The sequence below is a fragment of the Thiothrix litoralis genome (genome assembly GCF_017901135.1).
GTDB lineage: Bacteria > Pseudomonadota > Gammaproteobacteria > Thiotrichales > Thiotrichaceae > Thiothrix > Thiothrix litoralis.
Genome location: NZ_CP072801.1, coordinates 2,477,501 through 2,502,720, shown reverse-complemented (window position 1 = coordinate 2,502,720; position 25,220 = coordinate 2,477,501). Strand labels below are relative to the sequence as shown.

The 25,220-nt window shown below is 53.5% G+C and carries 29 protein-coding genes (1 of these 29 cut by a window edge); 23 read left to right on the top strand and 6 right to left on the bottom strand.

The window, feature by feature from the left end; genetic code table 11:
- Window positions 1–31 precede the first annotated feature (31 nt).
- From J9253_RS12125 to J9253_RS12115, 3 genes are read right to left on the bottom strand one after another with little or no spacing between them, the layout of a single operon-like run.
- On the bottom strand, window positions 32–652 hold the full coding sequence (locus J9253_RS12125; protein ID WP_210221226.1) for a 5-formyltetrahydrofolate cyclo-ligase: 621 nt from the start codon (window positions 650–652) through the stop codon (window positions 32–34).
- Complete coding sequence (locus J9253_RS12120; protein ID WP_210221225.1) at window positions 621–1,238, bottom strand: FHA domain-containing protein; 618 nt, start codon at window positions 1,236–1,238, stop codon at window positions 621–623. The genes J9253_RS12125 and J9253_RS12120 overlap by 32 nt, the downstream gene beginning before the upstream one ends.
- Window positions 1,235–2,452, bottom strand: coding sequence for a transglycosylase SLT domain-containing protein (locus J9253_RS12115; RefSeq protein WP_210221224.1), 1,218 nt, complete (start codon window positions 2,450–2,452; stop codon window positions 1,235–1,237). The genes J9253_RS12120 and J9253_RS12115 overlap by 4 nt, the downstream gene beginning before the upstream one ends.
- Before the next feature lie 226 nt (window positions 2,453–2,678).
- Here J9253_RS12115 and J9253_RS12110 point away from each other — a divergent pair, with 226 nt between their 5' ends.
- Genes J9253_RS12110 through dnaQ form a run of 3 tightly spaced genes read left to right on the top strand, consistent with a single transcriptional unit; the run spans window position 2,679 to window position 4,631 of the window.
- Window positions 2,679–3,488 carry a class I SAM-dependent methyltransferase gene (locus tag J9253_RS12110; RefSeq protein ID WP_210221223.1) on the top strand — a complete coding sequence of 270 codons (810 nt, stop codon included), beginning with the start codon at window positions 2,679–2,681 and terminating at the stop codon, window positions 3,486–3,488.
- Window positions 3,469–3,912: a ribonuclease HI gene (gene rnhA, locus J9253_RS12105; RefSeq protein WP_210221222.1), complete on the top strand. Its 444-nt coding sequence runs from the start codon at window positions 3,469–3,471 to the stop codon at window positions 3,910–3,912. Before J9253_RS12110 ends, rnhA begins: the two co-directional genes overlap by 20 nt.
- Window positions 3,909–4,631, top strand: coding sequence for a DNA polymerase III subunit epsilon (dnaQ, locus tag J9253_RS12100; protein ID WP_210221221.1), 723 nt, complete (start codon window positions 3,909–3,911; stop codon window positions 4,629–4,631). The genes rnhA and dnaQ overlap by 4 nt, the downstream gene beginning before the upstream one ends.
- On the opposite strand, the gene J9253_RS12095 is transcribed toward dnaQ, so the two are convergent.
- A complete protein-coding gene (locus J9253_RS12095; RefSeq protein WP_210221220.1) occupies window positions 4,628–5,320 on the bottom strand; it encodes an outer membrane beta-barrel protein in 693 nt (230 codons plus the stop codon). The two genes, dnaQ and J9253_RS12095, sit on opposite strands and share 4 nt — an antisense overlap.
- 204 nt (window positions 5,321–5,524) lie before the next feature.
- Complete coding sequence (locus tag J9253_RS12090) at window positions 5,525–8,419, bottom strand: AMP-binding protein (RefSeq protein ID WP_210221219.1); 2,895 nt, start codon at window positions 8,417–8,419, stop codon at window positions 5,525–5,527.
- A gap of 155 nt (window positions 8,420–8,574) precedes the next feature.
- Here J9253_RS12090 and hypA point away from each other — a divergent pair, with 155 nt between their 5' ends.
- From hypA to iscX, 19 genes are all read left to right on the top strand, one after another.
- Window positions 8,575–8,916 (top strand): hydrogenase maturation nickel metallochaperone HypA, encoded by a 342-nt coding sequence (gene hypA / locus J9253_RS12085; RefSeq protein WP_210221218.1) that lies wholly within the window; start codon window positions 8,575–8,577, stop codon window positions 8,914–8,916.
- Window positions 8,916–9,716, top strand: coding sequence for a hydrogenase nickel incorporation protein HypB (gene hypB / locus J9253_RS12080; protein WP_210221217.1), 801 nt, complete (start codon window positions 8,916–8,918; stop codon window positions 9,714–9,716). The genes hypA and hypB overlap by 1 nt, the downstream gene beginning before the upstream one ends.
- Before the next feature lie 98 nt (window positions 9,717–9,814).
- Window positions 9,815–10,030, top strand: coding sequence for a hypothetical protein (locus J9253_RS12075; RefSeq protein WP_210221216.1), 216 nt, complete (start codon window positions 9,815–9,817; stop codon window positions 10,028–10,030).
- An 85-nt stretch (window positions 10,031–10,115) separates the two neighbouring features.
- Complete coding sequence (locus J9253_RS12070) at window positions 10,116–10,628, top strand: glycine cleavage system protein R (RefSeq protein ID WP_210221215.1); 513 nt, start codon at window positions 10,116–10,118, stop codon at window positions 10,626–10,628.
- A 12-nt stretch (window positions 10,629–10,640) separates the two neighbouring features.
- Window positions 10,641–10,937, top strand: coding sequence for a HypC/HybG/HupF family hydrogenase formation chaperone (locus J9253_RS12065; RefSeq protein WP_028489737.1), 297 nt, complete (start codon window positions 10,641–10,643; stop codon window positions 10,935–10,937).
- Entirely contained in the window at window positions 10,934–12,067 is a 1,134-nt protein-coding gene (gene hypD / locus J9253_RS12060; protein ID WP_210221214.1) for a hydrogenase formation protein HypD, read from the top strand. Before J9253_RS12065 ends, hypD begins: the two co-directional genes overlap by 4 nt.
- The gene (gene hypE, locus J9253_RS12055; RefSeq protein WP_210221213.1) at window positions 12,064–13,089 is read left to right on the top strand and encodes a hydrogenase expression/formation protein HypE; all 1,026 of its coding nucleotides are present in this window, start codon (window positions 12,064–12,066) and stop codon (window positions 13,087–13,089) included. The genes hypD and hypE overlap by 4 nt, the downstream gene beginning before the upstream one ends.
- 19 nt (window positions 13,090–13,108) lie before the next feature.
- The gene (locus J9253_RS12050; protein WP_210221212.1) at window positions 13,109–13,735 is read left to right on the top strand and encodes a YkgJ family cysteine cluster protein; all 627 of its coding nucleotides are present in this window, start codon (window positions 13,109–13,111) and stop codon (window positions 13,733–13,735) included.
- Window positions 13,736–13,866: 131 nt separating this feature from the next.
- A complete protein-coding gene (locus J9253_RS12045; RefSeq protein WP_210221211.1) occupies window positions 13,867–14,310 on the top strand; it encodes a hypothetical protein in 444 nt (147 codons plus the stop codon).
- Window positions 14,311–14,424: 114 nt separating this feature from the next.
- Window positions 14,425–16,770: a carbamoyltransferase HypF gene (hypF, locus tag J9253_RS12040; RefSeq protein WP_210221210.1), complete on the top strand. Its 2,346-nt coding sequence runs from the start codon at window positions 14,425–14,427 to the stop codon at window positions 16,768–16,770.
- A gap of 41 nt (window positions 16,771–16,811) precedes the next feature.
- Window positions 16,812–17,594, top strand: a complete 783-nt coding sequence (gene cysE / locus J9253_RS12035; RefSeq protein ID WP_210221209.1) for a serine O-acetyltransferase — start codon at window positions 16,812–16,814, stop codon at window positions 17,592–17,594.
- A gap of 69 nt (window positions 17,595–17,663) precedes the next feature.
- Complete coding sequence (locus J9253_RS12030; RefSeq protein ID WP_210221208.1) at window positions 17,664–18,134, top strand: Fe-S cluster assembly transcription factor; 471 nt, start codon at window positions 17,664–17,666, stop codon at window positions 18,132–18,134.
- Between the two features lie 21 nt (window positions 18,135–18,155).
- Window positions 18,156–19,379, top strand: a complete 1,224-nt coding sequence (locus J9253_RS12025) for an IscS subfamily cysteine desulfurase (protein WP_281169649.1) — start codon at window positions 18,156–18,158, stop codon at window positions 19,377–19,379.
- Window positions 19,380–19,400: 21 nt separating this feature from the next.
- Complete coding sequence (iscU, locus tag J9253_RS12020; protein WP_028489746.1) at window positions 19,401–19,787, top strand: Fe-S cluster assembly scaffold IscU; 387 nt, start codon at window positions 19,401–19,403, stop codon at window positions 19,785–19,787.
- A 2-nt stretch (window positions 19,788–19,789) separates the two neighbouring features.
- The gene (gene iscA, locus J9253_RS12015) at window positions 19,790–20,110 is read left to right on the top strand and encodes an iron-sulfur cluster assembly protein IscA (RefSeq protein WP_425426769.1); all 321 of its coding nucleotides are present in this window, start codon (window positions 19,790–19,792) and stop codon (window positions 20,108–20,110) included.
- Complete coding sequence (gene hscB / locus J9253_RS12010) at window positions 20,107–20,652, top strand: Fe-S protein assembly co-chaperone HscB (RefSeq protein WP_156946875.1); 546 nt, start codon at window positions 20,107–20,109, stop codon at window positions 20,650–20,652. The genes iscA and hscB overlap by 4 nt, the downstream gene beginning before the upstream one ends.
- 8 nt (window positions 20,653–20,660) lie before the next feature.
- Entirely contained in the window at window positions 20,661–22,523 is a 1,863-nt protein-coding gene (hscA, locus tag J9253_RS12005) for a Fe-S protein assembly chaperone HscA (protein WP_210221207.1), read from the top strand.
- Window positions 22,524–22,527: 4 nt separating this feature from the next.
- Window positions 22,528–22,866: an ISC system 2Fe-2S type ferredoxin gene (gene fdx / locus J9253_RS12000; RefSeq protein ID WP_210221206.1), complete on the top strand. Its 339-nt coding sequence runs from the start codon at window positions 22,528–22,530 to the stop codon at window positions 22,864–22,866.
- 12 nt (window positions 22,867–22,878) lie between these two features.
- On the top strand, window positions 22,879–23,082 hold the full coding sequence (gene iscX / locus J9253_RS11995) for a Fe-S cluster assembly protein IscX (RefSeq protein WP_028489751.1): 204 nt from the start codon (window positions 22,879–22,881) through the stop codon (window positions 23,080–23,082).
- 68 nt (window positions 23,083–23,150) lie between these two features.
- On the opposite strand, the gene J9253_RS11990 is transcribed toward iscX, so the two are convergent.
- Window positions 23,151–24,692 carry a M23 family metallopeptidase gene (locus tag J9253_RS11990; protein WP_210221205.1) on the bottom strand — a complete coding sequence of 514 codons (1,542 nt, stop codon included), beginning with the start codon at window positions 24,690–24,692 and terminating at the stop codon, window positions 23,151–23,153.
- A 305-nt stretch (window positions 24,693–24,997) separates the two neighbouring features.
- Here J9253_RS11990 and tyrS point away from each other — a divergent pair, with 305 nt between their 5' ends.
- Window positions 24,998–25,220, top strand: partial view of a tyrosine--tRNA ligase gene (gene tyrS, locus J9253_RS11985; protein WP_210221204.1) — the start only. It continues 977 nt past the right edge of the window; 223 of the gene's 1,200 nt are visible here — the first part of the coding sequence; the start codon lies at window positions 24,998–25,000; its stop codon lies off the right edge, out of view.

Sequence of the window (25,220 nt, the reverse complement as noted above, 5' to 3'; positions counted from 1 at the left end):
GCTGATCATGGAAACACTATATCAGCATATTCTAATATATGCCAGTGCCCAAATGAAAAAAACCAGCGTCTGAAGTGGCGGCATCCAAGGGAATATCCCATCGTTGTCGGCATAAATGCTCGGCTTTTTGGAAGTGATAAGCGAAGCCGCACAAACGTGGGCGTTGTGGCTGCCGTTGGGTACGCTTGAAGGCAAACGTCCGGTCATAAAATCCCCCGCCCATGCCCATGCGTGTACCATTTGCATCAAAGGCCACCAACGGGGTAACCACCATATCCAGCCAGCGGGCAGGGCGGCTATGCCGATAAACGGGGTAAGGCTCGGGAATGCGAAAACGGTTCAAGCGGAAACGGGTTTTTGCATCCCAACGTACAAACCAAAGACGGCTATCCCGGAAAGGTGATAGCACCGGCAGGTAGAATTGTTGGCGGGGTAATGCCTGATAACGCAGTTTGCGCGGGTCGGCTTCCCCCCTGACAGGCAGGTAAAGGGCGATATGGCGGGCATTGCGGAAACAGCGTTGTGTTTTGAGGTGGCGTACTGCTTGTCGGGATAAGCGGACTTGTTCAGATGGAGGGAGGGCAGCACGTTGCTGCTGCAAGGTACGTCGCAACGGCAGTTTAGTTGGGGGCAAGTGGGGTACTGTTGGCATTTTGCTCCTTTAAGCAAAACTGGAAATTAACCCCTTCCACTGTGAAGGTGTTTCCGGGGGAAAGGCTTTGGTTGCGATGATTATTCATCGTACCGTTTTCCCGCTTAATATACTGCCCCTGTAGCGAACGCTCAATCAGGATTTGCCCGGTCGTTTGGTTGCCCAGCACGACCCGCTCGTCTTTTAGCGGGATAATGTAACCTGTTTTACTGCCATTCATCACTTGTAGCCAAGCGTCATAGCCTGAGTCCATCAGCTTGGGGTGCAGGCTCAGACGTTTGAGTTGCACCCCCAGCCCTTGTTCAGAGCGGAAGACGATGTGATATTTTCCCAAGCTGATAATATCGCCATCTTCGAGTAGATGGCGGTCAACCAATAAGCGATTGACGTAAGTACCATTGGTGCTGTGCGTATCTTCCAGAAAACAGTCATCCCGCAGTATGGTAATACGGGCATGGTGGGTGCTAATGGTGCGATCGGGCAGGGTAATATCGCACTTGCCATGCCGCCCCAAGGTAATGCTGGTCGTTTTGATCGCAATACGCTTGAGGATTTGTTTGTCCAGCATGACAATTAATTGGCTCATGAGGCGTTTCTCGCTCCCGACAGTGAGGCGATAACATCCAGATGTTCACCCACTTTTAACTTGGAAGAGTGTTTGCGGTTGTATTGCATCAATGCCTGCACGGTTGTGCCATGCTTTTGGGCGATGGCTTGTAGCGTATCACCCCGGCGTACCGTATGGGTTTTGGTTTTTGCCTGGGCGTAGGTGCTACTTTTTTTCTTGATACGGGTAGTGGCCAGCTTGTTATAGCCGGTAGCGGAATTGCTGGCATAAATCTGCCGACTACCTGCGGGTGGTAGTGCGTCAATGACCTGCACCAGCTTGTTGGCGTGCTGACGTGGAAAGACGATACGGTTGGAATATTGCGGTGTGGTGATGCCAGTGCGGAAACAGGGGTTCAAATCCAGCAGTGTGTCCGGTTCTAGCCCGGCCTGTAAGGCGGCTTGACGCAAATCCACTGGCTTGTTGACCAGTAATTGTGCCAGACGGGCGCGGTTCGGCGTATTCGACAGGGTGATGCCATACTGCTTGGCGTTGCTGGTCAGTTCCTTGAAAGCCAGCAAGCGTGGGACGTATTCACGGGTCTCCTTCGGCAGAGAAAGGTGCCAGAACGTGGTGGGCAACCCCTTAGCCCGGTTGCGATCAATCTCACGCTGTACCCGGTTTTCGCCGCAGTTATACGCTGCTAATGAGAGTAGCCAGTCACCGTTAAAGTCGTTGTTGAGCTTTTGCAGGTAGTCCAGAGCAGCACTCGTGGCGGCGAAGGGATCCATTCGCGCATCGTAAGATTTGGCTTGTTGCAGCCCATAACGTCGGCCGGTGTCGGGAATAAATTGCCATAAGCCCGCTGCGCCTGCATGGGAAAAAACATCGGCGTCAAAAGCACTTTCTACAAATGGCAGCAGCGCCAGTTCGCTAGGCATTCCCCTGCGGTCAGTTTCATACACAATCATGTGCAGAAACACGCTGGCACGTTCTGACAACAGATTGAGCTGGGCAGGGTTGCGCCCGTAATGGTTGATGAAGTGTTGTACGCTGGGGTGTTTGCTGTATTCATTGTTGATCTTGAAACCTTGGAATACCCGATCCCAAGTATCAAAGTCTTCATCCACCACAGATTTTTGATTCTGTGCTTGCAGTGCTTGCTGGGCATCGTTGGCGGCAACTGTGTTGCTGGTGTGTAGGGATGCCTTGCGCAATACAGACTTGTTGCTCGCGAGATCGGGCTTGTTCATGTTGCTGGAGCAACCTGTGCTGGTAAGCACGGCTACAGCAGATGCCGCTAGGAGAGCATATTTGCTTATTGTTATCATGTTTAAAACCCCATGAGCCTTGTAGTTCTTATGTTGGCTCAGATTCATCGTTATAATGCTGGTCAGGATCGCGTTGGAACAGACCAAGCACTTAGCATAATTTTTTATAATGAGTCTAACTGACGCGAATATAATACGTATAATGCTAATGAACAAGGAAAAATCGCTGAACGTTACACCCACAACCTCATTATCCCCATCTGGTGTCAATGCTTGTCGGGATTGGTATGCCAGCGCCGCAGGTCAAGCGACCTTGGCGCGAGTGCAAAGTATTGTCAGCAGTATGAGCACCGATATTTTCGGCTATTACGCGCTGGAAATGGGGGTTCTGGCGGGTAGATGTTCCTTTTTACAAGAGTCCCGCATTGCCAGCCAGTTCTCCTTGGGGTCTGTGCCGGGTGAGGCTGTCAGTATGGTGGGGACACCCGAACACTTGCCTTTTGCCTTACACAATCTTGATCTGGTGATTGCCACCCATGCGCTGGATTGCGCTACTCATCCGCATCAGGTTTTGCGTGAAATTGAGCGGGTATTGGTGCCTGAAGGGCATTGCATCCTGATTGCGTTTAACCCGGTGAGTTTCCGGGGCTTGGGGCAATTACGCCATTTGTTCAAACCTGCTGCCCGGCATTGCGAATTTTATTCGACCTTGCGGGTGCGCGAATGGCTGAGTGTGTTGGGGTTTGAAGTGTGCGAAACTGTTTCGGCGGGTTTTTGTCCCGTATTGAGTGGTAATTACCTATTTAAACATGCCCGCTGGTTAGATCGTTTAGGCAGCAAATTCCGTCTGATGACGGGAAATGTGTATATTATTCATGCCCAGAAAAAAGTTTCCAACATGACGCCACTGCTGCCTTCCCGTAAGGTCAAACCCGTGCTGCGGCCGGGTATGGTTGTGAATCCGGGGGCGGGGCGTCTTGTCCGTAAAGAGTCAAATAATGTCACACAAGATAGTTGAAATTTTCACCGATGGGGCGTGCCGGGGGAATCCGGGGCCAGGGGGGTGGGGGGCGTTGCTGCGCTATAATGGCACGGAGCGCGAACTCTACGGCTATCAGCCAGTTTCCACCAACAACCAGATGGAACTGATGGCGGCGATTCAGGCGCTGGAAACCCTCACTCGCCCGTGTGAGGTGGTATTAACCACCGACTCACAATATGTGCGTCAAGGCATTACCGAATGGATGGCGGGCTGGAAGCGTAAAGGCTGGAAAACCGCTGCCGGGAAACCTGTCAAAAATCAGGAACTCTGGCAACGTCTGGATGCCGCAGCAGCCCAACACCAAATCGACTGGCGCTGGGTGAAAGGCCATAGCGGGCACGATGAAAATGAACGGGTCGACCAACTGGCCAACAAAGCCATTGATGAGAAGAAACTATGAGCCGCCAGATTATCCTTGATACCGAAACCACCGGCCTTGACCCCAAGGAAGGCCACCGCATTATTGAAATCGGTTGCGTGGAAATGGTTAACCGCCGCCTGACGGGCAGGAATTTCCATCAGTATTTACAGCCTGACCGTGAAATTGATGCAGGTGCGATCGAAGTCCACGGCATTACCAACGATTTCCTCGCTGACAAGCCGCGCTTTGACGCGATCATGGGGGCGTTGTTGGACTATCTGAGGGGGGCGGAGCTGATCATCCATAACGCGCCCTTCGATATTGGCTTTCTCAACCATGAATTGCGCCTGGTTAACTCGAATCACCCACCGCTAACCGATTTATGTACGGTCACGGATACGCTGCGCATGGCGCGGCAATTGTTTCCGGGGCAGCGTGCCAGTCTGGATGCGTTGTGCAAACGTTACGAAATCAACAATACTCACCGTACTTTGCACGGCGCTTTGCTGGATGCCGAGATTCTGGCAGATGTGTATCTGGCGATGACGGGCGGGCAGGTCAGCCTGCTGCTGGGGGGGGAAGAGGAAGGCAATAGCGGCAATGTTGGGGGGGCTGGCATCCGCCGCGTGTTGGCGGATGTCAGCCGCTTGCGTGTCATTCCTGCCAGCGGAGATGAACTGACTGCACACGCCGAACGTTTAGCCGCTATTACCAAAGCGGCTGGGGGCAAGTGCTTGTTTACCACCAATGCGACCTAGAAATTGAAGGTAGCACCGACATAAACCATATCCGTATCGGTTTTCACGCTACGCAGGTCAGCGTAGTTTTTGTTTTCATCCAGATGCAGGAACTGGTTGCCCTTGCCGTTGTTGAAGGTGCGATCCCAGCCTACCCGGATACTCATGTGGTCGGTGATTTCATGCTCGATACCCATACCCAGTCTTGGGCTGACGCCACGATCCTTGGTTTTGTAGGTTTCGCTGATGCCATCAAGGTTGGTGTAGTCCATCTGGTTTTTGTTTTCCCACGCGAAGGCACCGGCTTTGCCGTAGACTGAAGTTTTGCGGGTGATACGGCGGTTAACCTTAGCGCTGACCCCAACACCACGGGTTTGTTGCCAAGCGTGGGCGCGTTCGGCACGACCATCCAGCGTTGGGCGATACATGTCAGCATCATAGGTTTTGCCAAGGTCGGTATAGTCCACCTCGACACCAAGATTTTGGGTAAGGTTTGTACCGCCGTAGACCTTGTAGCCACGGTTATCACCTTTGTCGTTACGCATTTTGAACTGCGAGCCATCACAGGCTGGACAAAACTGGCTTTCGTTACCGTTATTGCCTGTCGCACCAAGGCCAGCACCGCCGTAATACGGTGAGTATCCTGCTTCAGCCATGCCTGAACCCAACAGAGCGACAAGGCCAGCATTCACAACAAGTAATTTTTTCATCGAAATGATTCCTGATGGTTTTTAGCCAACAAATATTTTTATCAATTTCATTGTAAGGATAATTAGCAGTGAGGTGGGCTTGTGGAATAGATGGGTGGTTTTATCTGCCCGATAGACTGTGTAGGTTGGTATCTGAAGATGGATGAAATGTGGCGGCATTGATGCAGAAGAGGGCGTATGCAATACGCCCCTACAGCCTTTCAGCTACAAACTCTCCGCCACCTTCCGCGCCGACCCAAAGTCCGTCTTGCCACTCCCCAGCTTCGGAATTTCCGCCAGACTGCGGATCGTCGATGGAATCATCAGCGGATTCATCCCGCTCGCCAACAACTCGCGTTTCACCGCCGCTTCATCATGCGCACCCGCCATCAGCAACACGATCTTTTCGCCCTTTTTATCATCCGGTAAATTGACCGCCACCATTTCCAGTTCCGCATCCCCCAGTATCTGCCGTACTTGTTGTTCCACCGCCGTCAAGCTGACCATTTCCCCGCCCAGCTTGGCAAAACGTGAATAACGGTCGACGATGGTGAGGAAGCCGTCTTCATCCACATGCCCTTTGTCGCCGGTTTTGTACCAGCGTTGCCCGTCGATGTCGGCAATGGCTTGCGCGGTTTTTTCCGGCGCATCCAGATAGCCTTTCATGACTTGAGGGCCGCCAATCAGGATCAGGCCATCCGTGCCGGTCGGCAATATTTCCAGTGTGTCGGGGTCGACGATGCGGAAGCTGGTTCCGGGTATAGGCAAGCCTACCGTACCCTCGCGGTTGGCAGCTTGCACTTTCCAGTAGCGCATATCGAGCTGGTCGGGCAAGTTAACGGCGGCGACGGGTGAGGTTTCGGTCGCGCCATAGCCTTCCAGCAGTTTCTTGCCGAATTTGTCGAGGAATAGGCGGCGGACTTCCGGCGCAAGTTTTTCCGCGCCCGCGACCACGTAGCGCAAAGACTGGAACATCAGCGGGTGCACGCGGGAATTTTTCGCATATAAACGCAGGAATGTGCCTGTGCCAAACAGCAGAGTCGCTTCGTAACGCGCCACACCCTTGGCGATGTTCACCGCATCGGTCGGATCGGGGTGGCACACGACGGGGATGCCTTCCGACAGTGGCATCAGCGTACTCGCCAGCAAACCGAAGGCGTGGAAGGTTGGCAGCGTGCCCATGATCACGTCGTTGTCGAGCGTATTCAGCGCATCCGCCACCTGCCGCGCATTCACTGCTAAATTGAGGTGCGACAGTTCAATGCCTTTGGGCGCACCTTCGCTACCGCTGGAAAACAGAATGGCAGCGGTGGCATCGAGGTCGATTTTCGCGATATAAAGCCATTGCAGCAAACGGGTGGGCAGCAACATTGCCATTAATAACGTGGTCAGCAATTGGTGCTTGGGGATTTCAGCCTTTAAATCTTCCAGAAAGGTCAGCGGGGTATTAGGCAGGATCGCCGCAATATCAATCCCGCGCTCCTTGAGCTTGTCGAGGAAACGCTTGGAGGTGTAAACCCGTTGCAAATGGGCTTGTTGCACCGCGCTTTGGATGGATTCGGCGCTGGCGGTGTAGTTCAAATTGACGATGGTTTTGCCCAAGGTCAGCACTGCCATATTGGCAATTGCCCCGCCCGCACTGGTGGGTAATAACAGGCCGATATTTTGTTCCGGGCTAAGTTTTTTGATCAGCGCGGCAAAGCGGAACACCGCCGTCATGAATCGGTGATGGCTCAACGGTTCGCCGATCACATCCGCCGCCGCCATGCGGAAACTCTGCCGTTTGGCGGAGCGCAGCCAGTTGACCGGGATCGGGTCGATCATATGCGAATACGCATCCCACGAGGCAAACGACAGGTCGAACACTTTCTGTTTCAATTCGTGCGCTGGAATGTTACTGGGCAAGGCTTTGCCAAACGATACCACGATGTCACGCTTGAACCCGGACTGACGGTTTTCGCGCAAAAATCCGCTGGAACGTGAAAAGCGACTGCCCCACAAACCGTGCAGGTAAAACGGCACAATCACTGCGCCGGTATCTTTCACCGCTTTTTCATAGCCGCGCTTGAAATCGGAAAGTTGCCCAGTACGGCTGATCGAACCTTCGGGGAACAGGCAAACCACTTCGCCCGCTTTTAGCATTTCGGTGACTTTTTCCAGCGAATCGGCGCTCGCACCGCTGCTAATGGGAATCACCCCGAACCAGTTGAGGAAACCTTTCAGATACCAGCGTTCGTAATAGCCTTTTTCGATCACGAAATGCAGTTGGCGCGGATTAGCCATTTGCACCAACGCCCAGTCGATGAAACTGATGTGGTTGCCCAGCAGCAATACGCCACCCGCCGCAGGCAGGTGTTCAAAGCCGATCACTTTCAAGCGGTAACGCGCTCGGAACAAGCGGCTGAACACAAAGCGCAGTAAGGATTGCGGCATGTGGTACAGGGTATACAGCGCCCCCGCGACGGTGGTAGCGGTCAACGCTGTCATCAACAGCGTGCTGCCCAAGCCTTGCCAAGCGAGCAGGGCAGTAATGCCCACGAACCCCAGCATCACCACTGTTTGGCTCAAATGGTCGATGGAGGTCGCTTTGGGTAATTGTTCCTCTGCAACGTGGTAGCGCCGCAAAGCGTGCAACGGTGCAACAAACAGCCCGCCCATCATGCCCAAAAACAGCAGCAACGCCGCTTGCAAGGTGGCGGAAGATTGCCAGCCCAGCACAATAATACTGGCCATGATGCCCAGTGCGCCCACCGGAATTAGCCCGGTTTCAATATGGGTAGCCGACATGCGTTGCGCAATCTGCATCCCGATCAATAAGCCAATAGCCGTCAATGTCAGCAATCCCCAATGTGCGGGGTAAATCGCCAGCAGCACCAGTATGATGCCCCAGAATACGGCTTTACCCATAATGGTAAGCCATAGATCAGGGTGTCGGCGCACTGCCTGCCAATCGTCACGGGTACAGCCTGCCCGCCGATACTGGATAGCGCTGAACAAGGCAAAGGGCAGGGTGATCAGTAACACCGCCGTTGCTTGCCCTGTCCACTGTTGCAGGAAGGGTGTGATAATCAGTGCGGCAATAAAAATCATTAACCCGTAGACGCGCATGGCTGGCAACATGGGTTTGTTTCTCCTCTTCTGGTGTTATTGTTTGGTGTCGTTGTTATATGCCTGAACGATAACGTTGAATGGATTTGTTATGCAAGGGAAACGCGGAAAGTTGCGTGTGGCGCAACGTGGGGTATTATGGTTGCAACAACTGGAGATTATCCCCGATGCATGAAATGTCCCTGTGCGAAGGCGTATTGCAAATACTGGAAAGCGAAGCCAACCGTCAGCACTTTACCAAAGTGAAAACGGTTTGGCTGGAAATCGGCGCAATGTCAGGTGTGGAAATCGAAGCGATGCGCTTTTGTTTTGACGTAATCGTGCGACATTCGCTGGCAGATGGGGCTAGACTGGAAATTATCGAGGTTCCCGCTGAAGCATGGTGTCTGGATTGCGCTCAGAATGTCGCCATTCAGCAACGCTACGATGCCTGCCCACAGTGTGGCAGCTATCAGCTACAAGTCACCAGCGGGGAAGCCATGCGACTCAAGGAACTGGAGGTAGAATAATGTGTACTGTCTGCGGCTGCGGCGAAGGCGAAGTCAACATCGAAGGCCAACCTCAACGCCATGTACTGATTCGCGGTTTACAACCTGCGCATGATCATACCCACGATTACGGGCAAGGCGCGGCTCACGCTCATGCCCCCGGCATGACCCAATCCCGCATGGTGCAAATCGAACAGGACATTCTCGGCAAAAATAACCAGTATGCTGCCGACAATCGTCAGTGGCTGGCGGAACGTGGTGTTCTTGCACTCAATCTGGTGTCCAGCCCTGGTTCGGGTAAAACCACCCTGTTGACCGAAACCCTGACCCGCTTGCAAGGCAAAGTGCCGATGGCGGTAGTCGAAGGCGACCAGCAGACCAGCAACGATGCTGAGCGCATTCGTGCTACAGGTGTTCCTGCCTTGCAAATCAATACCGGCAAAGGCTGCCATCTGGATGCGCACATGGTCGGGCACGCACTCGAATCCCTGCCTATCGAACAGGGCGGTATCCTGTTTATCGAAAACGTTGGCAATCTGGTTTGCCCCGCCGCTTTCGATTTGGGTGAGGCGCACAAGGTGGTGATCCTCTCCGTGACTGAAGGCGAAGACAAACCGATCAAGTACCCCGACATGTTCCACGCGGCTGATCTGATGATTTTGAATAAGGTCGATTTGCTGCCTTACCTGACATTTGATGTGGCGAAATGTGAAGATTATGCCCGCCGGGTTAACCCGTCTATCCAGATCCTGCATGTATCGGCGACCAGCGGCGAAGGCATGGAAGGCTGGCTTGACTGGCTGCAACAGCAACGTCATTAAAACACCACGGGATAGCGGTACATTGTTTCAGCGTGCCACTTAACGGATAATGCTGCTTTAGGTAATTTATTAAGCAACTCTCAAGAGGAGAATAGATCATGGCAGAATGGCGTAAAGTAGCAAAAGGCTTTGTTTTGGCTGACGGTCACATCAGTACTAAGGAAGTCGACCTGCTGCGTGAATTGGTGCTGAAAGACGGCGCTGTCAGCAAAAGCGAGTTGGATTTCCTGAAAGAAATCAAGGCAGAAGCTAAAACAGCCGTCAAGGTACTTGACGAGCTGATCACGGAATGCGAGGCAATGGTTAAGAGCTAAAAGTCTCGCGTTCTTCCTGTGAGGGGTGGCTTGTGTTTGCCCCTCACTGCCCTTGCAGTCTTAATAATAATCACAGGGAGTTTTTATGCAATCATCACTCGTCCTCACTGTCCTTAGTTCTGACCGCGCGGGTCTGGTCAAATCCATCGCCGAAGCGGTTAAAGCCCATCACGGTAACTGGCAGGAAAGCCGTATGGTACACCTTGCCGGGCAGTTCGCCGGGCTTGCCCATGTCACCCTGCCACAAGAAAACGTTGCTGATCTGAAACAAGCGCTGCAAGCCTTGCAAAACGATGGTCTGCAAATTCTAGTGACCAACAGTGACACCACTGCCTCGCGCTCGATTACCCCACTGACTTTAGAACTCTTAGGGCTAGACCGCCCCGGCATTATCCATGACATTACCCGCCAGCTCGCCGCGCTCAACGTCAATATCGAAGAGCTGGAAAGTGAGCAACGTGCTGCGCCCATGTCCAGCGAAATGCTGTTCTATGCGAACTTGCGCCTCGGTTTGCCGGATGGCGTGACGGCGGATGATGTACGTGGCGTGTTTGAAGCCATGCCCGACCCACTTACCGTGGATATTACTTTCAGCTAACAGGAAATCATCATGTGCCTTGGAATTCCCGGACAAATCACCGAATTGGTCGACCTTGACCTCTTGGTTGCCAAGGTGGACATCGGTGGTGTGAAACGCGATGTGATCATCACCTGCGTGGTGGATGACGAACACCCAGCGGAAGAGTGCGTCGGCGCTTGGGTGCTGGTTCACGCCGGTTTCGCCATGAGCCGTCTGGATGAGGATGAGGCTGCCCGCACCCTCGCTTATCTGGCGGCGATTGGCGATATGGATGCAGAGCTGGAAGCCATCCGCAACATTGCTGATGCGCTGGAACGTTCGGCATGAAATACATCGACGAATTCCGCGACCCTGCCACCGCCAAAAAGCTGGTGGAAGAAATCAACCATCTCGCCCCACTGGCGCGTGCTCAGCGTGATATGCCTCTGCAAGTCATGGAATTCTGCGGCGGTCATACCCACACTTTGTTCAAATACGGCATCGAAGGCATGTTGCCCGCCGACATTGAAATGGTACACGGCCCCGGCTGCCCAGTGTGCGTGTTGCCGATGTCGCGGGTGGATGATTGCGTCACGATTGCGGAACAGCCCGGCGTGATCTTCACCACTTTTGGCGATGCGATGCGTGTACCCGGTACGCGCAAAAGCCTGTTGCAAGCCAAAGCTGATGGCTGCGATGTGCGCATGGTGTATTCGCCGATGGATGCGCTAACCATTGCCCGCAAAAATCCTGAGCGTGACGTGGTGTTTTTCGCACTGGGGTTTGAAACCACCATGCCCAGCACCGCGCTCACCTTATTGCAGGCGCACCGCGAAGGGCTGCAAAACTTTTCGCTGTTCTGCAATCACATTACTACGCCTGCGACCATGCGGGCGATCCTCACCGACCCCGACTTGAAACTTGACGGTTTCCTCGCGCCCGGACACGTCAGCATGGTGATCGGCGCACACCCTTACGATTTTGTGACCCGTGACTACCACAAGCCGCTGGTGATTACCGGCTTTGAACCGCTCGATATTTTGCACGCCCTGTGGATGCTGATGAAACAGCTTGCCGAAGGCCGTTGCGAAGTCGAAAACCAATATGCGCGGATTGTGCCGGAAGCGGGCAATGTCGCAGGCTTGAAAGCCATTGCCGAAGTCTACGAAACGCGGGAACACAGCGAGTTTCGCGGCTTGGGGAATATCGGCGATGCTGGCGTGCAGATTCGATCAGCCTACGCGGCTTACGATGCCGAGAAGAAATTCAACCTACAGGCTGCGGCCAGTTCCCACGACCCGGAACACCTCAAATGTGCCGAAGTATTGCGAGGGGTTATCAAGCCGTGGGATTGCCCCGCGTTCGGCAAGGATTGCAACCCACAACATCCGCTGGGGGCGCTGATGGTATCGCCGGAAGGTTCGTGCGCGGCGTATTACGCTTACGGCAAATTGGCAAAACGCAAGGAAACCGCATGAATCTCACCGGAACCATCACCCTCGCCCACGGCAGCGGCGGACGCGCCATGCACCAATTGGTCGACGATTTGATCCGCCGCACTTTCAGCAATCCGCTGTTGGAAGAGGGCGAAGACCAAGCGCGTATTCCGCTCGCGCAATTGACGGCACAAGGCGATCGTTTGGCCTTCACCACCGATTCCTACGTCGTCACCCCGCTGGAATTTCCCGGCGGTAATATCGGCACACTCGCCATCAACGGCACGGTCAACGACCTTGCTGTTGGGGGCGCGAAACCCTTGTACCTGAGCTGCGGTTTCATCATCGAAGAAGGCTTACCGCTGGAAACGTTCGCCCGCATCCTGCAAGCCATGCGCTTGGCGGCGGATGAGGCAGGCGTGCAAATCGTGACCGGCGACACCAAAGTGGTGCAACGCGGCGGCGCGGATAAGCTGTTTATCAATACCGCAGGCGTCGGTGTGATTCCGGCAGGCTTCAACCCGTCGGCAGGGCGGGCGCAAGCGGGTGATGTAGTGATCGTCAACGGTTGGTTGGGCGATCATGGCGCGGCTATCCTCAATGCCCGTGGTGATTTGGCGTTGGATGCCGACATTGAAACCGATTGCGCCCCGCTCAATCGGCTGGTGGAAGCCATGTTTGCCGCCTGCCCGGATATCCATTGCTTGCGCGATGCGACCCGTGGCGGCTTGGCGACGGTGCTGAATGAATTTGCGGAACGTTCCAGCGTCGATATGTTGCTCAAGGAAGCCGCATTGCCGATCCGCACGCCCGTGCGCGGCATGTGTGAAATCCTCGGCCTCGACCCGCTATACCTTGCCAACGAAGGCAAACTGGTGGCGGTGGTTCCAGCAGACACAGCAGATGCTGTATTGGCAGCGATGCAACGTATCCCCGAAGGTTATCACGCCTGCATCATCGGCACGGTGGAAGAGGGCGATGGGCATGTTATCCTGAAAACAGCCTTCGGTGGGGAGCGGATTGTTGATATGCTACCGGGAGAGCAGTTACCCCGCATCTGCTGAATGCACCCCGGAGCCTGAGATGAAAGCCAAGAAAGCCGCCTACGGCAAACCCCAACGCCTGAAATTTCCTGCCGAACAAGCCGCTAACCCTTGGCTGGTTTACGCCTTCGAGGCTTATTACCATGCTGATGTGGGCGTCGCCAAAGGTATCCAGCAAGAAGAGCATAATGGCAGGAAACTCGCCTGCGCCAAGGGTTGTTCCAATTGCTGCAAGAGCCACACCACCATCCCTATTTTTCCGCTGGAACTGTTGGGCTTGTATTGGTATGTGACCAAAATCATGCCTGCCGACACCCGTACCCGCCTCAAGCCGCAACTTGCTAATCATGTGGCGGGCACGCCTTGCCCGTTTTTGCTGGAGGGGGTGTGTTCGGTTCACCCGATGCGTCCGCTAGCTTGCCGCCATTTCAATGTGTTTGGCAAAACTTGCGCGGAGGGTGAAGATGCTTTTTACACGCGCCGTGAAGATGTGCTGACCCCGCTCAAGTTTCATCAGGATGCCGCCTATGCAGCCATGCTGCCGTTTCATGGGATGGTGACACCTGAGCAGAAACAAGCAGCTATGCAACAATCTTACGTGCAACAACAGGCGCGGGTCTTGCAGGAAATCGACTGGGCGCATCTGGCAGCGCGTATCGACACCTGAAAATGCTGTAACGCTTCCTTGATCTTTGCACAATCCGCGCATAATTGTTGCTTGATTCGCGCATAAAGTTACACCTGTCGAAAGGGAAAACCTGAAACGAAACCTTATTAAAATTAACAGGAGTAATATTTATGAAAGCAACATCTATTTTTTCAGGCGCATTGGTTGCCAGCGTACTGTTTGCCTCTTCTGCGGCGATGGCTGCACCACAAGGCAACCATAACCGTATTGATGTGAATATTCCCAAGCTGGACATGCGCATTGATGCGGGTGTAAAAACCGGCAAACTGACTTCGACAGAAGAGCACCAATTGCGTACCGAACTGCGCCAACTGGGTGTTTCCATCAAGGCAGCGATGAAAGACCGTCAAGTCAGCAAGTGGGAACGTAATAGCCTGGAAAATAAAGAAGCAGCGTTGAACAAGCACATCACCAAGCTGACCAACAACAATGTGGTTGTTAAAAAGCAGGATCGTGATCACAAAGGTTCAGACAAGCGCGATCAGAATGACCATAAAGCGCAATCCAAGTTCGATAACAACCAGAAAGCACCAAACGTACAATATAAGCATTAATTTTCGGCACAAAATAACAGGGCTAGGGGTCAACCTGCATTAGTGGGTTGGCCTTTTTTGTGTGCAGTGCGGTACTATCCCCTCAGTTTTATAAACGCTTAGGGGAATAATAGAATGGTAGCCTGCCGCATTCGCATCACTGGTTTGGTTCAAGGCGTCGGCTTTCGCCCCACTGTTTGGCGGTTGGCGCAGGCGTGCAGTATTGCTGGAACAGTACGTAATGATGGCGCGGGTGTGCTCATTGATGCGTGGGGCAGTGAAGCTGCACTGGATGCTTTCCAGCAACAACTCCAGACAGATATTCCCCCCTTGGCGCGGTTGGATGCTCTGCACATTAGCCCGTTGGCAACGGTTTGCCCGCATCCTGATTTTCGTATTATCGCCAGTGCATCCGGCGAGATTCATACTGGTATTGTGGCAGATGCGGCGATGTGTCCGGCGTGTCGTGCCGATATTTTTGATCCAAAAAACCGCCGTTACCGCTATCCCTTTACCAATTGCACTCACTGTGGTCCACGCTTGAGTATTGTTCAGCGCATCCCCTATGACCGCGCTAATACCAGCATGGCAGATTTCTCGCAATGCCCAGAATGCTTGCACGAATACACTGACCCTGCCGAGCGCCGTTTTCATGCTCAACCCAATGCTTGTGCTAGTTGTGGCCCTCATGTTTGGCTGGAAAATAGTGCAGGGCAGGGCATTAGCCCCGCCGTTACGGAGCGTGATTGCCTCGATACTGCCAGCCGTTTGTTACGCGAGGGCAATATTCTGGCGGTAATGGGTTTGGGGGGTGTACATCTGGTGTGTGATGCCAGTAATGAAATAGCCGTGGCGACGTTACGGCAGCGTAAACGCCGTTACCAGAAAGCGCTGGTACTGATGGCACGTGATCTGGATGTGATCCAGCGTTATTGCCATGTCAGCGAAGCTGAAGCCATTTTGCTGCACAGCAAATACGCGCCGATTGTATTACTGGAGCGTAGGGTGGGTGGAGCGCAAGCGATACCCAGCGTTGCCTTATCCATCGCCCCTAAGCAACATTCCCTTGGCTTCATGCTCCCCTACACCCCGCTCCATGCCCTGCTGCTGGAGTCGTGGGATACGCCCTTAGTCATGACCAGCGCCAACCTCAGCGAAGAGCCGCAATGCATCAGCGTCGCCGAAACCCGTGAGCGGATGCAGTCCATCGCCGATTATTTGCTGCTGCATAACCGCCCGATCGTCAACCGCGTCGATGATTCCGTGACCCGTATTCTCGCAGGTAAACCGCGCTTGTTGCGCCGTGCCCGTGGTTATGCGCCGGAAACGCTGGCGTTACCTGTCGATTTCGCCACGGCTCCCGCCCTCCTTGCGATGGGCGGCGAACTCAAAAATACCTTTGCGCTGCTACGTGATGGTCAAGCTATTCTTTCCCAGCATTTGGGGGATTTGGAAGATGCCCGTACCTGGCGCGAGTATGAACACACCTTACAGCTTTACCACGATTTGTTTGAGCACCAGCCGCAGGCGATGGTGGTGGATAAGCACCCCGGCTACCGTTCCACCCAATGGGGGCAGCAATGGGCAAAGCAGCAAGGTTTGCCCTTGATCGAAGTGCAGCACCACCACGCCCACGTTGCTGCGTGTCTGGCCGATAACGGCTGGGGGCGCAATGACGGCAAAGTGCTGGGCATCGTGCTCGATGGGCTGGGTTACGGGGATGACGGCACGTTGTGGGGCGGTGAATTCCTGTTGGCTGATTACGCGACTTATCAGCGGGTAGGGCATTTCAAACCGATGGCTATGCCCGGTGGTACGCAAGCCATTCTGCAACCGTGGCGCAATACGTGGGCGCATTTACATGCACTTGGCTGGCCTGAAGTTGTTGAAGAATTTGCCGATCTGGAGCTGATCCAATACCTGCAACAACAACCGCTGGCAACGTTGGAAACCATGCTGGCACGCGGCCTGAATGCGCCATTGAGCAGTTCGTGCGGGCGTTTATTTGATGCAGTTGCCGCTGCGCTGGATTGCAACCGCGCTAGCATCAGCTACGAAGGGCAAGCGGCGATTGAACTTGAAGCGCTTGCCCCCGCTTGTTTGCTTAACATTGTTCCGGCTTACCCTTTTACCATCGCTAAGAATGCTGCTGACCGTTGGGAAATTGACCCTGCGCCGCTGTGGTATGCCTTGCTCAAGGACTTGCAAACCGGCTATTGCCGTGAAGCCATCGCCGCACAGTTTCACCAAGGTTTAATCCACGTTGTCGTGGATTTGGCACAGCGTGTGTGTGTGGAATACCCGGACATTCAGGCCGTTGCGCTGTCGGGAGGCGTGTTTCAGAACGCCCCGTTATTCGTGGGGGTGCAACGGCGCTTGGAAAGTGCTGGTTTGCGGGTATTGACCCACCAACACGTACCGTCCAATGACGGGGGTATTGCCTTGGGTCAGGCGGTGATTGGCGCAACGACACAGATGTAGGCATACTAAGCAGCCCAATTTGCCACAGCCTGAGGAACCGCATGTTCGAGCGTATCCGTGAAGACATTAACTGCATTTTTGACCGTGACCCAGCGGCTCGCAATGTGTTTGAAATTGTCACGACTTACCCCGGTTTGCACGCCATTTTCATCCACCATCTTAGCCATTGGTTGTGGAAAAACGGTTTCAAATGGTTAGCGCGGGTATTGTCGAATGTTGCACGCCTGTTCACGGGTATCGAAATCCACCCCGGCGCAACCATCGGACGGCGGTTTTTCATCGACCACGGCATGGGCGTGGTGATCGGTGAAACCGCTGAAATCGGTGACGATTGCACCCTCTATCACGGCGTTACCTTGGGTGGAACCAGTTGGCAAAAGGGCAAACGTCACCCGACTTTGGGCAATGATGTGGTGGTTGGTGCAGGTGCAAAAATCCTGGGGCCGATTACACTTGCCAACGGTGCGCGGGTCGGTTCTAACGCCGTGGTGGTCAAAGACGTGCCAGAAGGTGCAACGGTTACGGGCATTCCGGGGCGTATTGTTACCCCGCGTAAGCAGCAAGAAAAACGCCGCGAGGAAATTGCCCAGAAGATGGGTTTTGACGCTTATGGGGCAACGCAGGATATGCCTGATCCCGTCTCCAATGCAGTTAACCGAATGCTGGATCACATCCACCTGATGGATGAGCGCATGGATAAATTATGCGAAGAAGTTCACCGTTTGGGTGGCCAGTTGGACATTGTGCCATTGCCTGTATTACAAACGGAAGGGTTTGGTGGTATGAGTGGTGGTAGTCAGGACTCTGCCAAAAGAGATAAATAAAACCTTAATACTTGACTAGTTTTGTCGGGTATTGATAGGATGCACTCAGCTTGAATGGAGAGCATCAATATGAAACTGACTACCAAGGGTCGCTATGCGGTGACAGCCATGCTGGATCTGGCCTTGCATAATGGGGATCAGCCAGTGTCGCTGGCGGAGATTTCTGAACGGCAGGATATATCACTTTCCTATCTGGAACAACTGTTTGCCAAGTTACGCAAAGCCGGTCTGGTGGTGAGTATGCGTGGCCCCGGTGGTGGTTATCAGTTGAACGGTGCGCCAGAAGCCATCGTGATTGCTGACATCATCAGTGCTGTTGACGAAAATGTCGATGCCACCCGCTGCGGTGGTATGGGTGATTGTCAGGACAACAAGCGTTGCCTGACCCACGATTTGTGGATGGACTTGAGCAACCAGATTCGTGTATTCCTGTCGGAAATTACCCTAGCCGACATGACAGCGCGAATGGAGGTGCAAGAAACCGCCGCCCGCCAAAAAGACAAACGCATCGACTTCCGCTCCCATTCACATTCCCATTAATGCTAGTGCAGGACAAGCCCCATGAGTGAACTGAAAATGCCCATTTACTTCGATTACGCCGCCACTACTCCGGTAGACCCGCGTGTTGCCGAAAAAATGATGCAATACCTAACCCCGACTGGTGTGTTTGGCAACCCGGCTTCCAAAAGCCACGCTTTCGGCTGGGAAGCAGAGGCAGCAGTAGAGGATGCCCGTGGTCATATCGCCGCGCTAATCAACGCTGACGCCAAAGAAATCGTCTGGACTAGCGGTGCAACCGAATCCAATAACCTTGCCATCAAAGGTGCGGCGCACTTCAACGAACGCCGTGGCAAGCACATTATTACCTGCAAGACCGAGCACAAAGCAGTGCTGGACACTTGCCGCCAACTGGAGCGCGAAGGGTTTGAAGTCACTTACCTTGACCCGGAACCCAATGGCCTGATCGACCTCGACAAGCTGAAAGCGGCGATGCGTGAAGACACCACGGTGGTTTCCATCATGCACGTCAACAACGAAACCGGCGTCATTCAAGACATTGCTACCATCGGTGAAATGTGCCGCGCCAACAAAACCATCTTCCACGTTGACGCAGCTCAAAGTGCAGGCAAAGTCCCCATTGACACGGAAGCGCTCAAGGTTGATATGATGAGCTTTTCCGCCCACAAGATTTACGGCCCCAAAGGCATTGGTGCGTTATATGTACGTCGCAAGCCGCGTGTCCGTATCGAAGCACAAACCCACGGCGGTGGTCATGAGCGTGGGATGCGTTCCGGCACTTTGCCTACCCATCAGATTGTCGCGATGGGTGAAGCCTTCCGCCTTGCCAAGCTGGAAATGAATGCTGAAAATGACCGTATCCTGATGTTACGCAACCGTTTGTACGACGGCTTGAAGGACATTGAAGAAGTTTACGTGAATGGCGATCTGGAGCACCGTGTTGCGGGTATCCTCAATATCAGCTTCAACTACGTCGAAGGTGAAAGCCTGATGATGTCTTTGAAAGATTTGGCGATGTCGTCCGGTTCAGCCTGTACCAGTGCGAGCCTTGAGCCTAGTTACGTACTGCGTGCGCTGGGACGTAGCGATGAATTGGCACACAGTTCCCTGCGCTTGTCGATGGGACGTTTCAGTAAAGTTGAAGAAGTGGATTACGCGATTGGGCGCATCCGCGCCGCAGTTGATAAACTGCGTGAGCTTTCCCCGTTGTGGGAGATGTTCCAGGAAGGCATCGACATTAGCAAAGTTGAATGGGTTTCTCATTAAAATTTCCAAGAGGTATAGATCATGGCATACGGTGAAAAGGTCATTGACCATTATGAAAATCCACGCAACGTCGGTAGCTTCAGCAAAGCTGACTTGAATATCGGCACTGGCATGGTCGGCGCACCCGCGTGCGGCGATGTAATGAAGCTGCAAATCAAAGTGAACGAGCAAGGCATTATTGAAGATGCCAAGTTCAAAACTTACGGTTGCGGTTCGGCAATTGCCTCCAGCAGCTTGTTGACCGAATGGGTCAAAGGCAAGACGCTGGAACAAGCCAAGCAAATCAAGAACACGGATATTGCCGCTGAGCTGGATTTACCCCCGGTGAAAATCCACTGTTCGGTGCTGGCAGAAGATGCGATCCGCACCGCGATTGAAGACTACCAAAAGAAACAGGCAGGCGCGTAATTATGATTACCTTGACTGAATCCGCTGCTACCCGCGTTAGCAAATTCATTGCCAATCGTGGCAAAGGGTTGGGTTTACGCTTGGGTGTCAAAACCAATGGTTGCTCCGGGATGGCTTACGTCATGGAGTTTGTGGATGACCTTCAAGCGGAAGACACGGTATTTGAAAGCCTTGGCGTGAAACTGATTGTTGACCCCAAAGCCTTGGTGTATCTGGACGGCACTGAAGTCGACTACGCCAAGGAAGGTTTGAACGAAGGTTTCAAATTCACCAACCCCAACGAGAAAGCGCGTTGCGGGTGTGGTGAGAGCTTCACGGTTTGACGCTGCTGCCGGAACTGCAACAGGATTATTTCACCCTGTTCGGCTTGCCCCGGCAGTTTGCGGTGGATGGCGCTGCTTTAAGCCAACGTTTCCGTGAACTGCAATCGCAGTATCACCCTGATCGCTTTGCCAGTGGCAGCGATCAGGAGCGGCGCTTGGCGGTGCAAATTACCTCATTGCTGAACGAAGCCAACGATACTTTGCGGCAACCACGCTTGCGTGCCCGTTACCTGTTAGTATTGGCGGGTGTGGAAATCAACGACGACCGCGATACCTCTTCCGACCCCGAATTTTTAATGCAGCAGATGGAATTGCGCGAGGCAATCGAAGAAGCGGAAAGCAGCGACGAACCGTTTGAAGTGCTGGATACGCTCAGCACGCAGGTGCGCTTGGCGATACGCGATCTGGAAAGCGAGTTTACAGAAAGCTGGTCGCAGCAAAACTACGTCACCGCTAAAGATACGATGCTCAAAATGCGCTTTTTCGAGCGCCTGCTGGAAGACATTCGCCATCGCGAAGAACGTCTCGAAGAAAGTCTCTAGGATTACTCATGGCATTACTGCAAATTTCCGAACCCGGCATGTCCACAACTGCCCACCAGCACCGGCTGGCGGTAGGCATTGACCTCGGCACGACCAATTCCTTGGTGGCAACCGTGCGCAGTGGGCACGCTGATACTTTGGCGGATACGCAGGGGCGGCATTTACTGCCTTCTGTGGTGCGCTATCAAGTGGGTGTTGCGCCCGTCGTGGGGCATGACGCTAAAGCCGCGATGACTGAAGACCCGTTTAACACCATTGCTTCCGCCAAACGCCTGATGGGGCGCGGGGTGGAGGATATGAAGCAGCTTGGTGGGCATTTGCCCTACCGCTTCGTGACTGGGGATTCAAGTGTGCCACGCATCCAGACGGTGACGGGCGACGTGTCTTCGGTGGAAGTGTCGGCGGAAATCCTGCGCACCCTGAAACGTCAGGCAGAAGTTGCCCTTGGCGGTGATTTGATGGGGGTGGTGATTACGGTTCCGGCGTATTTCGACGATGCGCAACGGCAGGCTACCCGCGATGCGGCGACTTTGGCGGGGTTGAATGTTTATCGCCTGCTGAATGAACCCACGGCGGCGGCGGTTGCTTACGGGCTGGATCAGAATGCCGAAGGCGTGATTGCGGTGTATGACCTCGGTGGTGGCACGTTCGATATTTCCATCCTGCGTTTGCACCAAGGTGTGTTTGAAGTATTGGCAACGGGCGGCGATTCCGCGCTGGGTGGCGATGATTTCGACCATGTGGTGGCGGAATGGTTGTTGCAGGCATCCGGTTTGCAGGGCAGTGCTGATCAAAAGGTATTGCGTACTGCTTTGGTGGTTGCGCGTGATGCTAAGGAAGCGCTGACAACCGTGGAAACGACACCCGTGACCTTGGGCGCATGGCAGGGGGAGTTGAGCCGCAGTCACCTGAACGAATTAATTGCTCCCTTGGTGAAAAAGACCTTGATGGCGTGCCGCCGTACCTTGCGTGATGCGAATCTGAGCAAGGAAGAGGTCAAGGATGTCGTCATGGTGGGCGGTTCCACCCGTGTCTTGGCGGTGCGTGAACAAGTCAGTGCGTTTTTTGGTAAGCCGCCGCTGGTGAATATTGATCCTGATCGGGTCGTGGCGATTGGCGCAGCGATTCAGGCGGATGTGCTGGCGGGTAATAAGCCCGACTCCGATATGCTGCTGCTGGATGTGATTCCGCTCTCCTTAGGGCTGGAAACCATGGGCGGTTTGGTCGAAAAAGTGATTCCACGCAACACCACTATTCCGGTAGCTCGTGCTCAGGAATTTACCACCTTCAAGGATGGGCAGACGGCGATGTCGATCCATGTCCTGCAAGGTGAGCGTGATACTGTGGAAGCTTGCCGTTCGCTGGCGCGTTTCTCGTTACGCGGCATTCCGCCGATGGTGGCGGGGGCAGCACGTATCCGCGTGACGTTTCAGGTGGATGCCGATGGCTTGCTGAATGTGACCGCACAAGAACAGACCACCGGCATTACGGCGGGCGTGGAAGTGAAACCTTCCTACGGCCTGAGTGATAACGAAATTGAAACCATGTTGCGTGATTCCATGACCCATGCCCGTGAGGATATGGATGCGCGGCGGCTGCGTGAGCAGCAAGTGGAAGCAGATCGTGCGATTGAAGCACTGGATGCAGCGTTGTTGGTCGATGGCGATGCCTTGCTGACAACGGAAGAACGTGTTGCGATTCTGGCCGCCCGCGATAAACTGGCGCTGCTGCGCCAGGGAACCGATGCCCGCGCTATCGAAGATGCGACCAAAGCACTGGAAAAAGCGGCCGAAGCCTATGTGGATCGGCGCATGAATGCGAGTATCCGTGCGGCCATGACCGGCCATCGGGTTGATGAATTCAAAGGATAACACCATGCCAAAACTGATTTTTTTACCGCATGAAGACATTTGCCCTGAAGGGGCGGTGCTTGATATTGAGCCGGGAACCAGTATTTGCGATGCGGCTCTGGCGCATGGCATTGCGATTGAACATGCCTGTGAAAAATCCTGCGCGTGTACCACTTGCCACGTTTACATCCGCGAAGGGTTCGACACGCTGGCAGAAGCGACCGATCTGGAAGAGGATTACCTTGATAAAGCGTGGGGCGTTGACCCTGATTCACGCCTGAGCTGTCAGGCCAAGGTCGGGAACGACGATCTGGTCATCGAAATACCCAAATACACCATCAATATGGTGTCGGAAAACCACTAAGGAGGCTGGGTGATGGACGAACTCAAATGGACAGATACGCTGGAAATTGCCATTCAATTGCTGGAAGCACACCCGGATGTTGATCCCAAGTACATCCGCTTCACCGACTTGCACACTTGGGTGCAGGCATTGGATGGTTTTAGCGATAACCCGGAAAAATCCAACGAAAAGATTCTGGAAGCGATCCAGATGGCGTGGATTGAAGAGGCTGAATAAGCTGGAATTCTGAAGATGAAGAACGAGGCCGGGCGGGTAATCTGCCCGGCCTTGTTGCTTTTTGGGGGTTAACCGCCGTTTTGGTTACGCCCTGACTGATCTGCTGAGGCCAGTTTGCGCAAGTCGGCGAGTTCTTGCACCATCGCTGATGCGCGGTTTTTGAATGTCTGCATTTCTTCGGCTGACATGATGCCTACTTGAGGTAGTTCAACCGCCATCGGGTTTTGCGGCTCGCCATTGACGCGGAATTCGTAATGTACGTGGTTACCGGTGGATGTGCCAGTGGAGCCAACATAACCAATCACGTCGCCGCGTTTGACTTGACTGCCGGGCTTGAACTCCGTGTTGAAGGCTGACATGTGACCGTAGCGGGTCGTAATATTGTCGCTATGGCGTAATTCCACCAGATTGCCATAGCCGCCTAAGCGCCCCATTTCTTTCACAACACCATCAGCGGTGGCATGTATCGGCGTGCCACGTGGTGCGGCAAAGTCTGTACCTGCATGGTTTTTGCGCAGGAAAAACACTGGGTGGTTACGCATTCCGAAACCAGAGCTTAAACGTCCGTCCGTCAGCGGTTTGCGGTCAAAAGCAGCACGTTTCAGCTCAGTATCACCATCGGGTCTGAAGTAGTCTGTTTTACCTTCTCCTAAGGTGAAGCGGATGCGCTGATAAGTGGTTTTTCTGGTGGTGTATTCAGCAGCTAGTACCTTGTCGGTATAAATGCTTTCACCTTGGTAACGAAAGTCTTCAAAGATCACACCGACTTTATCGCCAACTTTTGCGCCTTTATTAACATCTACGTCTTTCTGGAAAACCTGGCTGATTTGGCGAATCACTGACGTGCTCAAGCCAGCAGCCTTGCCATCGCGGAGCACGGAGTGTTTGATTGTAAAAGCAATTTTGGCGTTACGGCTGTCGAGCGCGTCGGATTCCCATTTACCGATATAGCCGTCGTCAGTGGCGGACACAATGTAGGTTTCACTCTTGCTTTTGGCGTAAATCAGTTGTTGCAGATTGCCATCAACCACTTGGGTGAATACGCGGCTATCAGTCTTCAACTTATTAAGTGCTTGCTTGATGGCAGAATCTTTCAGTAACCTTTCTGATGTTTTGGTTAATTCCAGTCCGCCGAGAACGGTCTCTAGGGTGTCGTCAGCGCCAACGGTGCGCATTGACCAGCTACCTTGGGTAGCATCCGGCAGTATATCAACCGTATAGCCGGAAAAGGATTCCACCGCTACTGCTGGTAAATTTAGATCCTTGATAACCTGGGCTGGTGAATTGCCATCCAGCAGGGGATCAGTCAGGTTGATGATTTTGCCGCTGTCCGAGGTGTTGATCATCGAATATACCGGCACGTTGCCTAAGGTGGCGAGGCCACACGCTAGCAGCAGTGAACGGGTAGCAAGATAGCGCAGGGGTTTTCTGGCTGATGCATCAGGCTTTGCGGTGGGTGGTTTTTTTTCTGGCCTGTTTTTGGCAGGTTTGATCCTGACGTTGGCAGGTGCAGCTTTGAAAAGGTTCTTCACGGGCTTGGAAGATGACTTGGCAAGCTCTGCTTTGTGGTCCACGGGGATGTATCCACCGGGGAAGTTAAAGCCTTTCATGGCTTCATCCCAACTTTTCTTGGGTTGCGGCCTTCGAGTAAACGATGACAAGGTTTTCACTCCATACTTGTAATCAAGTTATGCATTTCTGTATAAAAAACAACACAGAAATCCGCTAATACAGCGGAGGTTAGCGAGTATGTACTGAATCATTCCTGAACTCAATAGAGGTTGACTCACCACGTTTATCAGCCAAGAATTACGACACTCTCTAGGCTGGCTTGACCTTGCACCTGAGAAAACTGATAAACTTACCCGTCTATGTAGATCAAAATTAAAGAATTGTCAATTCTGGAGCATGTTAAATGGATTATGTTGCTGACCTAATGCAAGAGCTGGTACGTGGAAGTGAAGAGGTGCTTGTTGAAGCTGAGTTTGTGGCAAAGCTCAAAAAAGGCCAACCGCTGCGGGTGAAGGCTGGTTTCGACCCCACTGCACCTGATCTGCATCTTGGTCATACGGTACTCATTAACAAGATGAGACAGTTTCAGGAAGCCGGACACCAGATTTTATTCTTGATCGGTGATT

Excerpts from the sequence above, each read along its gene's own strand:
- J9253_RS12125 (WP_210221226.1), bottom strand. The coding sequence starts at position 652 with ATGCCAACAGTACCCCACTTGCCCCCAACTAAACTGCCGTTGCGACGT.
- J9253_RS12120 (WP_210221225.1), bottom strand. The coding sequence starts at position 1,238 with ATGAGCCAATTAATTGTCATGCTGGACAAACAAATCCTCAAGCGTATT.
- J9253_RS12115 (WP_210221224.1), bottom strand. The coding sequence starts at position 2,452 with ATGAACAAGCCCGATCTCGCGAGCAACAAGTCTGTATTGCGCAAGGCA.
- J9253_RS12110 (WP_210221223.1), top strand. The coding sequence starts at position 2,679 with ATGAACAAGGAAAAATCGCTGAACGTTACACCCACAACCTCATTATCC.
- rnhA (WP_210221222.1), top strand. The coding sequence starts at position 3,469 with ATGTCACACAAGATAGTTGAAATTTTCACCGATGGGGCGTGCCGGGGG.
- dnaQ (WP_210221221.1), top strand. The coding sequence starts at position 3,909 with ATGAGCCGCCAGATTATCCTTGATACCGAAACCACCGGCCTTGACCCC.
- J9253_RS12095 (WP_210221220.1), bottom strand. The coding sequence starts at position 5,320 with ATGAAAAAATTACTTGTTGTGAATGCTGGCCTTGTCGCTCTGTTGGGT.
- J9253_RS12090 (WP_210221219.1), bottom strand. The coding sequence starts at position 8,419 with ATGTTGCCAGCCATGCGCGTCTACGGGTTAATGATTTTTATTGCCGCA.
- hypA (WP_210221218.1), top strand. The coding sequence starts at position 8,575 with ATGCATGAAATGTCCCTGTGCGAAGGCGTATTGCAAATACTGGAAAGC.
- hypB (WP_210221217.1), top strand. The coding sequence starts at position 8,916 with ATGTGTACTGTCTGCGGCTGCGGCGAAGGCGAAGTCAACATCGAAGGC.
- J9253_RS12075 (WP_210221216.1), top strand. The coding sequence starts at position 9,815 with ATGGCAGAATGGCGTAAAGTAGCAAAAGGCTTTGTTTTGGCTGACGGT.
- J9253_RS12070 (WP_210221215.1), top strand. The coding sequence starts at position 10,116 with ATGCAATCATCACTCGTCCTCACTGTCCTTAGTTCTGACCGCGCGGGT.
- J9253_RS12065 (WP_028489737.1), top strand. The coding sequence starts at position 10,641 with ATGTGCCTTGGAATTCCCGGACAAATCACCGAATTGGTCGACCTTGAC.
- hypD (WP_210221214.1), top strand. The coding sequence starts at position 10,934 with ATGAAATACATCGACGAATTCCGCGACCCTGCCACCGCCAAAAAGCTG.
- hypE (WP_210221213.1), top strand. The coding sequence starts at position 12,064 with ATGAATCTCACCGGAACCATCACCCTCGCCCACGGCAGCGGCGGACGC.
- J9253_RS12050 (WP_210221212.1), top strand. The coding sequence starts at position 13,109 with ATGAAAGCCAAGAAAGCCGCCTACGGCAAACCCCAACGCCTGAAATTT.
- J9253_RS12045 (WP_210221211.1), top strand. The coding sequence starts at position 13,867 with ATGAAAGCAACATCTATTTTTTCAGGCGCATTGGTTGCCAGCGTACTG.
- hypF (WP_210221210.1), top strand. The coding sequence starts at position 14,425 with ATGGTAGCCTGCCGCATTCGCATCACTGGTTTGGTTCAAGGCGTCGGC.
- cysE (WP_210221209.1), top strand. The coding sequence starts at position 16,812 with ATGTTCGAGCGTATCCGTGAAGACATTAACTGCATTTTTGACCGTGAC.
- J9253_RS12030 (WP_210221208.1), top strand. The coding sequence starts at position 17,664 with ATGAAACTGACTACCAAGGGTCGCTATGCGGTGACAGCCATGCTGGAT.
- J9253_RS12025 (WP_281169649.1), top strand. The coding sequence starts at position 18,156 with ATGAGTGAACTGAAAATGCCCATTTACTTCGATTACGCCGCCACTACT.
- iscU (WP_028489746.1), top strand. The coding sequence starts at position 19,401 with ATGGCATACGGTGAAAAGGTCATTGACCATTATGAAAATCCACGCAAC.
- iscA (WP_425426769.1), top strand. The coding sequence starts at position 19,790 with ATGATTACCTTGACTGAATCCGCTGCTACCCGCGTTAGCAAATTCATT.
- hscA (WP_210221207.1), top strand. The coding sequence starts at position 20,661 with ATGGCATTACTGCAAATTTCCGAACCCGGCATGTCCACAACTGCCCAC.
- fdx (WP_210221206.1), top strand. The coding sequence starts at position 22,528 with ATGCCAAAACTGATTTTTTTACCGCATGAAGACATTTGCCCTGAAGGG.
- iscX (WP_028489751.1), top strand. The coding sequence starts at position 22,879 with ATGGACGAACTCAAATGGACAGATACGCTGGAAATTGCCATTCAATTG.
- J9253_RS11990 (WP_210221205.1), bottom strand. The coding sequence starts at position 24,692 with ATGAAAGGCTTTAACTTCCCCGGTGGATACATCCCCGTGGACCACAAA.